Source organism: Candidatus Nealsonbacteria bacterium (genome assembly GCA_026016225.1).
Lineage (GTDB): Bacteria > Patescibacteriota > Minisyncoccia > Minisyncoccales > JANBVM01 > Nealson33H.
Genome location: CP061210.1, coordinates 157,875 through 168,873, shown reverse-complemented (window position 1 = coordinate 168,873; position 10,999 = coordinate 157,875). Strand labels below are relative to the sequence as shown.

Below are 10,999 nucleotides of genomic sequence, written 5' to 3'. Positions count from 1 at the left end.
CTTATTGTGATAACTCAGGAGGGATTTCTGGATAATATCCGACCTCTGCTTGTTCAGGGTGGTATAAACTCCAGAAAAGCTCAATTAATTCAATAGTATTTAAAGGTATGCCCTGAAGACCGCACCTCCTTAGACCTAAAGCGACAAATTCCATTCTTTGCCAGAGCTGTATTTTAGCTCTTTGAAACCTTTCTTCCGTAAGGGTTTTTTTTGTCTTTTTTGCATCGTCTTCGCTTTTTATTAATCTTGGAAGTTCGGCAAGGATAAAGGGCACAACCACAAAAAAATTCTTTGACATAATTGCTCCGCCCGCAATTAACTCTTCGATAAATTTTTCATACTCTCCAATTTGTAGTTTTAAAAGTTCGTTTTTTTCTTTAATTCCCAACTCTTTTAATTTATCCAGATAGCCGGTGATATTTAATTTTCTTGATTGGATAATTATCTCTAAAGAAAAATCAAGAGAGTTTAAAAAACTCTGGAATTGATAGATAATAGCTTTTTGTTCTTCTTCAGATTTTAAAGCAAAATTAAGTGAAGAGACCATTAGTATTCCCCTTAAAGCCTTATTTTTCAAAACAACTACTCCCTCTTTAATTTTATCTACTTCTAAAAGTTGTTGGGTAGCAGATTTAGGCATAGACAATAAAGAATCTATAATTTTTTATTATTTATATGTAATGTGAATTATTATTTACCTCTTGTTTCAATTTGTGTTTTCATCTTTTTTAAACGACTCTTTCCTCCAATTTTTAAAGGAAGTTCATCTTCCGCGATTTCTTCTTTTTTTATAATTATTTGTTCTTCAAATTCCCTTTCTTTAATCCCTTTTTTCTCCCAAAGGTACATTTTTGGCGAAAGATTATATTTTAGAAAATTGGCAATAAAACCGGGAAGAGGCATATTATTTATCTTTAAAAAAGCAAACGCTAAAGCTATTCCTCCCAAAACAATACAGGAGAGTAAAAATATAGTGAAAGAAACAGTAAAATAAAGCACAAAACAAATAGCTCCTGCAATGCCCACAAAAATAAACTGTTTGAAGGTTAAGGGACCTATTATTTTTGCTTCGTGTTCAATAAATTGAGGAATTGTAAAACGCATATTAGTAGATACAAATTACTTAACCGGTTCTCTATATACATCCTCTTTCTTGGGCGGAGTGGGTGGTTTTTCTTGCGGAGGCGGGGTAATCTTCATTTTGGCTAAAGGTGCAATTTCTATTTTATAGAGTTCTTCTAAACTCGATTTTACCGGATAAAAAACAAAACGATAAATTTCCTGCGCAACCTTTTTTGCAATTTCTTTTTCTAACTTTACTTCTTTTTCTATCGCTTCTTGAAATTCATCTGGTGGAAGTATTCCAAGTAGAACTTGACCGACATAACTGGCTACTTTTGATATTTCTTCTACATTTACGTCATTTCTTTGACAAATATCAAAAATATTCTTAGCTGTTTCTTCAGATAAGGTTTGAGTTTTTAATTCGTCAGGAAGTTTTTGAAAAAGTTCCCAGTATTCTTTTTGTGTTAATTCTTTAATCATATGTTAACCCTTGACAAAATTTTATTATATGATATAATTTAAATAGAATCTCTTTAGTATAAATCATATAATAAAACTAAGGGGAAAAATAAAAATTAAATATTGGAGGTTATAATTAAAAATGATATTGTCCAATTTAGACGATAAAGAAGAGAGTCTTCGGCAACAAAATCAGCAACAGCAGCAGCAACAAAATCAGCAACAGTTGTCGGATAAAGAATTAAAAAAAGAGGGCAAAAGGGCAATCAAGGAGGCAATTAGACTTCGGAAAGAAATTAAAAAGTCGGGGAAAAAAATGAAGGAATGGAACAAGGTGATTAGTAGAATTACCAAGAAAAATCAAGCGGTTAGCGATTCAGGAAATATAAATGATCAAAGTAGAGGAGTGAGGAGACAAGTGGAAGATATAGTTCGTGAAAATCGTCAAGATAGCACCGATACTTCTCAATCCCCACAAGTTCAACCATCACAAGCACCATTGCATCAAGCCTTACATCAAGCTCATCAAACTCAGCCAGGAACTACTAGTCGTCATAGAGCTAGTTTGACACGTCTATTAAAAAGAATAGGAGATGACGAGAGATTAACAGAAGATGAAAAAAATGCATTGATTACAGAGTTTCAAGATCAGCTAAACAATTATCAAAGAGATTAAATAGCTCTTTTTTGTCCTAAATACCTAAATTAGACCGGCATGTCGTTAAACTGCTTTTTTTTTACTTTTTAAAAGTTCTCTTTTTACTTCTTTAATATAAATCTGAACTATTTTTATTATCTACTTATTCCCCTTTTTTCTTTACCAGAGATCTTTTAAGGCGTTTTGTTCGGATTCTATCAGCTTTGCTTGAGTTTCATCGATTTTAGTTTTCTTTTTCTCAATATCTGATTTAGCTTTTTGGAAAGCTTGCTCTTGCTCGTCAGTTGGGCTATCCGCCGACTGATATTCATCCCTTATTTCTTTGAAGTTTTTCCAAGTTTTCCACCATTCTTTATTTAGTTTATCGTATTCTTTTTCAAACTTTCCAATTCTTCTTTTAACTTCAGTCTCCAGAGGAATAGTTTTTCCTTTTTTAGCCACAATTTCTTTAATAAAGGATTTAGTCGTGTTTAGAGTGTCTTTTCGATAATAATCTTTAAACATCATTACTTCTTTTCCTGGAAAATATTTTATTTTAATCTTCTCTTTCTTGTCGGAACGAGTTTTTTCCGCTGATACCCGGGTATCAGCAACTCTTTTTCTTAAGTCATCTCGAGGAAGACCAACAATAGAAGTAGGTGATCTAAAGCCTAAATTTTGAGCTGCATTTCCATGAAGCCAAAGAGTAAGAGAAGGATTTTTCTCTGCAAACTCTTCAAAATCTTCTATCTTATCAATTTTTCTTTGGATACCTTCCACGGTATCTACTTCAAAATTTCTACCGATTTCAGCCATTTGACTACCAGTAAAGCTATCTATTATAGCTTCTTTTATTTTGTTATTTTTAAGTGATTCTTCTGATATTTGAGCTACTTGTGAAGGTTTAATTCCCTTAAGCATGTCAGACAAAATTTCTTTTTTGGATTCTTCTCCTTCTTTGATAAGTTTATTTCCTTCTTCATCTGAACCTTCTTCTTTAAGCATTCCTCCTTTTTTTATTAGACTTTCTGCCCTTTCCCACTTTTCTTTTTCTACTATCGGAGCCGCTATGTCTGGTTTATAATTATAAATAGTCTTTCTACCCAATTCTTTACTACGCCTTACTAACTCTTTATGTTCTTTATCCCCAAAAATACCAGCTTTTTCAGCCTTTTCCAAAGTATTGTCTTCAATCATGGCTTCCGTAATCCCAAGTGCTTCTTCGGGGAGTTTTTGAGTTAGTGCCTTTTGAAGTTCAAAAAATTGTGTCTGTTCTGTTTTTCCTTTTGTTTTCTCTTTTAGTTCTTCGATTCTTCTAATCTTAGATTCTTCTATCCCAGCCGCTATTCCCCTGCCAGTTATTTCTGCCCCCGTTCCGATTCTTCGTTGCCAACCTCTACCCCTTCTACTGAACCATGCCTTAGCACCTTTTTTCTCCTCTAGTTTTTTAGACTTCTCAACCCCAGTTATTCTCTGTTTTTCTCCCCATCCTGCAAGTCTTCCTCCGACCCTCTTTCCAACTGCCTCCCCTACTTTTTCTGCAGCTGGTTGTGCAGCTCTACCGAGTGGTTTTAGTCCTCTTGACCATACCATTCCACCCCAGGCTTTGCCTTGCTCAATCATAGCGCCAGCAAGCTCTGGCATATATTTTTTGCTGAGCCAGAGAGTAGTTGTTAAATAAACAAACAAGAAGAAATAATAAGGAAAATAGGCAGGTAGATTTCCCCAGGCTAAAAGGGGAATAGAAGTTATACCTTCAGATGGAAGTAAAGAATCTGCAGCCCTTAATCCTAAAACCAAAAATAAGAAAAGGATTATTCCTAAAAAAATCCACTCCACAATCGTTTTAAGCCATTCATCCCAATATTTCTTAGTCTGAGGCAAGACAGAACACAGGAAAGCCAAAGGAGCTAACATTGCTAATAATTGAATAATATATATCCTGGCGGCAAATAAGAAAGCATAAGTAAAGAATATTCCACTCATCATAAAAAAACAAATACTTTGGACTATCCAAATTATAATATTTGAAATATAACCAAGAGTTATTATTCCGAGAACTAGTCCAAGTTGAGCGAAAGGACCAAAAATAGGTACTACAAAAGCTACAGCAAGAGCTATAATTTGAGTAATTATTTGCTCTACGATATTTTGTCCGTCTACTCCAAGGATATTAATTGCTTTGGTGGGAAGACCTTCGTTTTCTTCTGTTAAAATAGTATTATAGAAAATAGTTGAAATATCAACCAATATTCCAATAAAAACTAAGCTGAAATTAACTAAAAGAGCAACAATTAATAATTTTGGTAAAAGCTTTTTTGCCTCGGAGCTTTCAATTTTTAAAATAATAGCCAAAGTAATAATTATAAAGACTAAGATGAAAAACATATTGGATAGACCAGAAATTATGTCCCAACCACTTTTCACCATCGTGTTTCCAGATAAAGAAAGCCATCCAGGATTTTCAATTACAAGCTCTAAAAGAGAAGCAGAAGTATAAAGACATACAATGCCAATAATATAAGCCATTAAAACAATGAAGAGCATTTTAGCTACAGGACCTGAAATTTCTTCTATTCCTCCTAGGGCGGTGCTGAAAAAGTCAAAAACTCCGGTTCCAATGAAAGCTAAGGTTGGTTTAGGAAGAAGCAAACTGCCTATTGTAATTATTAAAAATAGATATTTGAGTTTGTTTCTCACATTCATATTATTAGTTATAAAAATCGATAAGTGATTTTTTAATGCTTTCTATATAAATACAAATTTTAATACTCACACACGCATATACGCCACTCCCAATTCTCCCAAGATGCAGAGTGCTTTGGAATGCCTGAATCGCAATCCTGGTCATAACTGCCTTGCTCGCCCGTCCTATAATAGCAGTAGGGAGTTGGATATTTGAGCCATGAGTTTCCCCAAAAAGGGGCGTGGTGATGAGCATCGTCAATACAGCCAGCATCAGAACCAAAAAAGTGCCTGCAGATAGTGCAATTCTCATCATCATTCCAATTTGCATCTACACATCCACCATGGTCTTTACAAATTTCATTATTACAACTATGACCAGCTTCTCCTCCTTTCTCTTTATACCAGCAGCCCTTTCCACCCAGTCCGTCATTGTCCCACCAGCCCTCGCAAGTTCTACATTTTTTATCAAAACAGCGTTTGTTATCTCCATAACATTCAGCTAAGCCTTCTCCCCAATTAGTGTCTCCAACCCAAATACATTTACCGCTTTCATCGGGCTTATAACAGGGACGACAAGCTCCTCCCGCTTTTAATTGTATACACTTTATAGGTTTGTATTCTGGATCTATTAAGCTAGGAAGATCATTATGATATGCAAAATGCTCTGCTACCATAAAATTACAGCTTCCCTCATCGACATCTGCATATAATTTTACATAGCATAAACATGCCTCTGGGCCACACTCTTTATCTTTCTCTTCTTCTTTGCGGAAGGCTCTAATAGAGACAGGAGATGATTTTAAATGGACTATCCCTAAGTCTTCAGTTAATTCAGTTTCCGTGGTTCCCTCAATTTCTATTTCGTTTCCACTATTGTCATATAAAATGGCGTAATCACAAGAAGGTTGTTGTTTGAATGAAAAATCACCCCACTCTCCCCCATAGGGATTTTTCTTAAAAGGATTTGCTTGAAAAGTTGTAAATTGAGGGCTGATTGTGTTTAGAATCAACCAGGACGATAAAAGTAAAATGAGACCTAAAAAAGCTGAGGTTATTTGGTCAGTTGCTTCCTTCATTACTGTTGGACTTCCTATTGAAGTTAAATATTTGAATCCACCAATTAATAAAGAAAAAAACGTTACTAATCCACCCATAGTAATTCCCCACTCATAAAAATACTTAACCATATCTCCGAGCACGCTGTCATCATTTAATTGAGTATCGCTTACGGGAGACTTTGGCCAGTCTATTTCTAAAGCAAATGTTTTTGAAACAATGAAAAAAAATCCCAAAAGTACAAATAAAAGGAGAATTTTTTTATTCCTAATAAATTTCTTCATATTCTAATTATAATACTTATATTTAAATTATACCACAAATTAATCAATAATTTGAATAGAATTAAAAATTTCATTTATTTCTTCTTCAAATCCCGACCAATTATTATTGGAATTTAAGAAAATAATTAGATAAGCTTTATCTTCTTCAAGGATTATTTTTTCCTTTGAATAGAAAATAGGAGTTTCATCTCGCTTATATTTTACTTCAAGGTAAGCTATTTTATCATCAAATTCCGATTTTTCAATTTCCATTTCCCCATCTTTTTCTTTTGTTTTTTCTTTCATTTCTTCAATAATTTCTTCTAAACTTATTTCTTTTTCCAAAGTTAGCTCCTGAACGATTAGAATAGCGAGAGCATTTTCTTCAATTTTAGACTTCTGGGCAAAAAATAAATTTTTCGCTCCTTCTCTTGCTATTTCTTTATTAAATGTTTCTAAGCTTTCCTCTTCCATTTTTATCCAGTTAGAAGAGTATTTTAATTTCAACTTTCCATCCGGGCTTACAAATTCTTCAGAACCCTTGTCTTCTTGGGAAAAGAAAGATTCAAATTTTGGCATTTCAAATTTAGGAAAGTTAGTTTCATATAAAGAAAAGGGCTCTTGTAGAGTTTCAAATCGTTTCCAGGTAATGAAGCTCAAAAGAAGAATAAAAAGAATTATTAAAATGAGAGTTTTATAATCTTTCATTAATTTATTTTATAATGACTCCTTTGATATATCAACTTAATTGTTATAACCTTTAACTAATTTTAACCAATCTTTAACAGACAAAGTTTCTGCTCTTTGGCTGGGCTGAATCCCGTTTTTTAAAAGCCAATTTTTTACTTTTTCTTTATTCATTTTTAATTCTTTAGAGAAATTATTTATTAGCTGTTTTCTCGGATGAGAAAATCCAGCTTTAACAATTTTAAAGAACGAATCAACGAGAACTGTTCTCGTTGAGATTTTTTTTGGAGTTATTTTGATGATGGCTGAGTCCACATTAGGTTGGGGCCAAAAGGATTTTTTTGAGACAAAAGAGATAATTTCAGGTTTTGCATAAAACTGGACTGAAACTGCTAATATACTCATTTTCGGGGGCTGGGAACAGATTCTTCTGGCAACTTCTTTTTGAACCATTAAAACAATTTCTTTTGGCTGATTTTCTATTTCTAAAAACTTTCTGATAACAGGAGAGGTTATGTAATATGGTAGGTTGGCAACTACTTTGTAGCTATTTAGCCATTTAACCATTGAACCATTTTTAATCTTTAAAACATCTCCTTTTATAATTTCAACATTTCCAATATTCTGACAATCCAACACTTCTTTCAAAACTTTACACATTTTTTTGTCTTTTTCTATTGCAATAACCTTTTTTGCCTTTTTTGCTAATTCCAAAGTTAAATTTCCAATTCCAGGTCCTATTTCTAAGACAGTGTCATTTTGGGAAAGGTTAGCTGTTTTAATTATTTTTTTGAGAACTCTTTTGTTAATTAAAAAATTCTGTCCTAAACCTTTTAAAGGTCTGATGCAGTATTTTTTTAACAAGTTTTTTACAGTTTTGATGTCCATATAAAACTTGACATTTATGTATGATATTAGAAAATAGAAGTATAGAAAGATATAGAAAAAAATGTCTGATTCTTATAACAAAGTGAAAGAAATTTTAAAACCGCTTTTTGGAGCGCTTATTTTAATCACCTTTGTTTACGTCTGTTCTTTAAGAAACACTGAGAAGGTTTTGGTTTTAGATTTATTTTCAGCAAGTGTTGTCAATTCCCAGAATGTTTTTGCGAGCTTGTCTCAAAAATCACAACCAGAACTACCAGAATTTATTTTAGAGCAAAGGAATAGCTTTCGGGCAATCTGTCCACCTTTTACCATTACCCCAAAAGTTTTGGGGGCTTTGTTTGAAGGTTTTGATTTTAAAGACGTTCAAAAAACAATTGTTGAGTATATTGTTGAACAAGGAGATAGTTTGTGGTCAATCGCTGCTAAATTTGATGTTTCTGTAAATAGCATTCTCTGGGCTAATGATTTGCAAAAAACAACAATTCAACCCGGACAAAAACTAATTATTCCGCCCGTGTCCGGTATAATCCACCACGTTAAATCAGGAGATACTGTTAGCGCTATTGCAAAAAACTATAAAGCTAAAACAGAAGAAATAGTTTCTTTCAATCAGCTTTCAGGCGAGGCTGATATTTTTATTGGAGATATTTTAGTTGTTCCAAACGGAGTAATGCCTTCTCCTACCGTACAAACTGCTTCCACCTGGGTTCCGTTAGGTAAAAGTTATTTTATCTGTCCAATATCTTTACCCTGTCGAATTACTCAAGGTCTTCACTGGTATAATGCGATTGATTTTAGTCACGGCAAATGCGGAGAGTCAATATATGCTGCTGCCGGCGGCACGGTGCTGAAAGTTAAATTAACCAATTCTACTTCCCGCTGGGCTTTTGGAGGCGCCGGGAATCATTTAACAATTTTACACCCAAATGGAGTAGTAACAATGTACGGACATATTTTGAGCAGTTTTGTTAATCCTGGCGATCAAGTTTATCAGGGGCAAATAATAGCTTTAATGGGCGGACAGTCCGGAACACCGGGAGCAGGAATGTCTACAGGTTGCCATGTACATTTTGGAGTCAGCGGAGCCAGAAATCCTTTCGCCTACTAATCCCTAAACACTCTAACTCTATTTTAACCTTAAAAGCCAAAGTATAAAACCTTTGACTTTTTGTTTTGAAATAAAAAAAAATGGTGCTAAGCACCAAATGTTGAATAGATTAAACTTTCTTTCGTTTAAGGTATGCATATCTCATTGGAGTACCTGACCACCCTTTATATGCTTCATATGCTGTTACAGCTGCTAATTCCCATCCTTGAAATCCAAGATGATTCAATTGCTTTTCTCGTTTTTTGGGCTCCCAATCCAATTCTATAACCTTATATTCCCATTGCTCTCCATAAACCATAAACATCACCTTTAATTTGTAATTTTTAATTATAATTTTAATCTACCTATTTTTACCTCATCTTTTAGTTTTTGTCAAACAGATGTACTAGAAGGGTACATAGGTAACACTTTTAGGTATTTTGTCTGAAAATTAATAGGTGGAATATAACCTAGAGACTGATGAGGTCTATGGAAGTTGTGGAAGTGAAAAAAGGAGCTAAGCTCCTTTTTTCAAGCTTCTTTTTTCAACTAAATCTTAAACATCTTCTCTTATTCTATACATTAGGGCTTCTGAAATGTGCGGATAGCTGATTTTTTCTGAGTTTTCCAAATCAGCAATAGTGCGTGCTACCCTTAAAACCCGATGATAACCCCTGGCTGATAATTTTCCAGAATCAACATATTTTCTTAAAAGACTTTGACTCGCAAGATCAACCTGGCAGTATTTTTTTATCTGGGGAATCTTTATTTCTGAGTTGGTTTTTTCTGCTTTAAATCTTTCTCGTTGGATTTGACGAGTTTTGGCAACCCTTTCTCTTATTTTTAGACTTGAATTTTCCTCATCGGCTGCCGTTAATTTATCATATTTTAATTGAGGAACAGTTATAAAAAGGTCAACTCTATCCATTAAGGGACCTGAAAGTTTTCTTTTGTATTTTTGGATTTGAGAATTAGTGCAGGTACAGTTTCTTTCAGGGTCTTTGTAATAACCGCAGGGACAAGGGTTTGAGGCAGTCACTAAGGTGAAACGCGCAGGCAGGGTCAGGGAATATCTTGCTCTTGAAATTGTTATTTTACCTTCTTCGATTGGTTGACGCAAAGATTCTAAAACATCGCGATGGAATTCTGGAAATTCGTCTAAAAATAAAACTCCCCGATGAGCCAAAGTTATTTCGCCAGGTCTCGGAGGGATTCCACCGCCAATTAAAGCTGTTTCAGAGGAACTGTGATGCGGTGAGCGGAATTGTCTCTGCGAAATCAAAGGTTTGTTTTTAGCTAATAATCCAGCTACACTGTAAATCTTTGTTACTTCTAATGATTCTTTAAAAGAAAGAGGAGGCAGGATTGAAGGAATAGCTTTTGCTAAAAGAGTTTTTCCAGCCCCGGGCGGTCCTATCATTAAAAGATTATGGCCGCCGGCAGCTACAATTTCCAGGGCTCTTTTACTTAACTCTTGTCCTTTAATATATCCTAAATCAATTGAATACTCAGGATGTTGGAGAAAATCCTTAATTTCTATTTCTCGAGGTTTAATTTCCTTTTTTCCTTCTAAATAATCAACAGTTTCTCTTAAATTTTCTATGCCAATTACTTTTACCCCTTTTATTAAGCTCGCTTCGTTAGCATTTTCCTTTGGCAAGATTAGTTCAGAAAAACCTTTTTCTTTGCAAGCTATAGCAAAAGATATCACACCTTTTACGGGTCTTAATCTGCCGTCTAAAGCTAATTCACCCAAGATTATTTTTCCTCCGGGATTAAAATTAATTTTTTTGTCAGCTAAAAGATAACCTAAGGCGATTGGCAAATCGTACAATGAACCTTGTTTTTTAAGGTCAGCCGGTGCTAAAGAGACCAGAACCCTGACAGGCTGACGATGAGGAGATTTAAATCCTGAGCTTTCAATCGCAGCCCCTACTCTCTCCCTTGATTCCTGCACTGCTTTGTCAGGGAGTCCCACAATTTCAAAATGCCTCAATCCGTATGAGGCATCTGTTTCTATTTCAATGATTTGAGCTGACAAGCCCACAATGGCTGTTGAGAAGACTTTGGAGGGCATATTGTTTAAGTTTAACAAAATCTTAAAGCATAATCCAGAATAAAAAGCCCGTTTCCGGGCAGTCTTAAGATTTACAGTGAAAATGTAACCTG

11 protein-coding genes are annotated in these 10,999 nt (G+C 34.4%); 2 read left to right on the top strand and 9 right to left on the bottom strand.

Features of this window, described 5'->3' with window-relative positions:
• Position 1: 1 nt before the first annotated feature.
• Genes IB617_00935 through IB617_00925 form a run of 3 tightly spaced genes read right to left on the bottom strand, consistent with a single transcriptional unit; the run spans position 2 to position 1,545 of the window.
• Positions 2–640: a hypothetical protein gene (locus IB617_00935; protein ID UZE93381.1), complete on the bottom strand. Its 639-nt coding sequence runs from the start codon at positions 638–640 to the stop codon at positions 2–4.
• Positions 641–690: 50 nt separating this feature from the next.
• A complete protein-coding gene (locus IB617_00930) occupies positions 691–1,104 on the bottom strand; it encodes a PrgI family protein (protein ID UZE93380.1) in 414 nt (137 codons plus the stop codon).
• Between the two features lie 15 nt (positions 1,105–1,119).
• Complete coding sequence (locus IB617_00925) at positions 1,120–1,545, bottom strand: hypothetical protein (GenBank protein ID UZE93379.1); 426 nt, start codon at positions 1,543–1,545, stop codon at positions 1,120–1,122.
• Positions 1,546–1,666: 121 nt separating this feature from the next.
• Between IB617_00925 and IB617_00920 the strand changes: the two genes are divergently transcribed.
• Positions 1,667–2,200, top strand: coding sequence for a hypothetical protein (locus IB617_00920; GenBank protein UZE93378.1), 534 nt, complete (start codon positions 1,667–1,669; stop codon positions 2,198–2,200).
• A gap of 141 nt (positions 2,201–2,341) precedes the next feature.
• Here IB617_00920 and IB617_00915 read toward each other — a convergent pair whose 3' ends face one another.
• From IB617_00915 to rsmA, 4 genes are read right to left on the bottom strand one after another with little or no spacing between them, the layout of a single operon-like run.
• Complete coding sequence (locus IB617_00915) at positions 2,342–4,867, bottom strand: hypothetical protein (protein ID UZE93377.1); 2,526 nt, start codon at positions 4,865–4,867, stop codon at positions 2,342–2,344.
• Positions 4,868–4,926: 59 nt separating this feature from the next.
• A complete protein-coding gene (locus IB617_00910) occupies positions 4,927–6,189 on the bottom strand; it encodes a hypothetical protein (protein UZE93376.1) in 1,263 nt (420 codons plus the stop codon).
• 39 nt (positions 6,190–6,228) lie between these two features.
• Positions 6,229–6,876, bottom strand: coding sequence for a hypothetical protein (locus tag IB617_00905; protein ID UZE93375.1), 648 nt, complete (start codon positions 6,874–6,876; stop codon positions 6,229–6,231).
• Positions 6,877–6,912: 36 nt separating this feature from the next.
• Positions 6,913–7,743 (bottom strand): ribosomal RNA small subunit methyltransferase A, encoded by an 831-nt coding sequence (gene rsmA, locus IB617_00900; protein UZE93374.1) that lies wholly within the window; start codon positions 7,741–7,743, stop codon positions 6,913–6,915.
• A 61-nt stretch (positions 7,744–7,804) separates the two neighbouring features.
• On the opposite strand from rsmA, the gene IB617_00895 reads away from it, so the two are divergent.
• Positions 7,805–8,851: a M23 family metallopeptidase gene (locus IB617_00895; protein ID UZE93373.1), complete on the top strand. Its 1,047-nt coding sequence runs from the start codon at positions 7,805–7,807 to the stop codon at positions 8,849–8,851.
• Positions 8,852–8,960: 109 nt separating this feature from the next.
• Here IB617_00895 and IB617_00890 read toward each other — a convergent pair whose 3' ends face one another.
• Together IB617_00890 and IB617_00885 are read right to left on the bottom strand one after the other, a co-directional pair.
• The gene (locus IB617_00890) at positions 8,961–9,149 is read right to left on the bottom strand and encodes a DUF4177 domain-containing protein (GenBank protein ID UZE93372.1); all 189 of its coding nucleotides are present in this window, start codon (positions 9,147–9,149) and stop codon (positions 8,961–8,963) included.
• Positions 9,150–9,386: 237 nt separating this feature from the next.
• A complete protein-coding gene (locus IB617_00885) occupies positions 9,387–10,907 on the bottom strand; it encodes a YifB family Mg chelatase-like AAA ATPase (protein UZE93371.1) in 1,521 nt (506 codons plus the stop codon).
• Positions 10,908–10,999 lie beyond the last annotated feature (92 nt).

What these genes read in the sequence shown, in the direction of transcription:
- IB617_00910 (UZE93376.1), bottom strand. Translation starts at nt 6,189, where the DNA reads ATGAAGAAATTTATTAGGAATAAAAAAATTCTCCTTTTATTTGTACTT.
- rsmA (UZE93374.1), bottom strand. Translation starts at nt 7,743, where the DNA reads ATGGACATCAAAACTGTAAAAAACTTGTTAAAAAAATACTGCATCAGA.
- IB617_00925 (UZE93379.1), bottom strand. Translation starts at nt 1,545, where the DNA reads ATGATTAAAGAATTAACACAAAAAGAATACTGGGAACTTTTTCAAAAA.
- IB617_00935 (UZE93381.1), bottom strand. Translation starts at nt 640, where the DNA reads ATGCCTAAATCTGCTACCCAACAACTTTTAGAAGTAGATAAAATTAAA.
- IB617_00905 (UZE93375.1), bottom strand. Translation starts at nt 6,876, where the DNA reads ATGAAAGATTATAAAACTCTCATTTTAATAATTCTTTTTATTCTTCTT.
- IB617_00920 (UZE93378.1), top strand. Translation starts at nt 1,667, where the DNA reads ATGATATTGTCCAATTTAGACGATAAAGAAGAGAGTCTTCGGCAACAA.
- IB617_00930 (UZE93380.1), bottom strand. Translation starts at nt 1,104, where the DNA reads ATGCGTTTTACAATTCCTCAATTTATTGAACACGAAGCAAAAATAATA.
- IB617_00895 (UZE93373.1), top strand. Translation starts at nt 7,805, where the DNA reads ATGTCTGATTCTTATAACAAAGTGAAAGAAATTTTAAAACCGCTTTTT.
- IB617_00890 (UZE93372.1), bottom strand. Translation starts at nt 9,149, where the DNA reads ATGGTTTATGGAGAGCAATGGGAATATAAGGTTATAGAATTGGATTGG.
- IB617_00915 (UZE93377.1), bottom strand. Translation starts at nt 4,867, where the DNA reads ATGAATGTGAGAAACAAACTCAAATATCTATTTTTAATAATTACAATA.
- IB617_00885 (UZE93371.1), bottom strand. Translation starts at nt 10,907, where the DNA reads ATGCCCTCCAAAGTCTTCTCAACAGCCATTGTGGGCTTGTCAGCTCAA.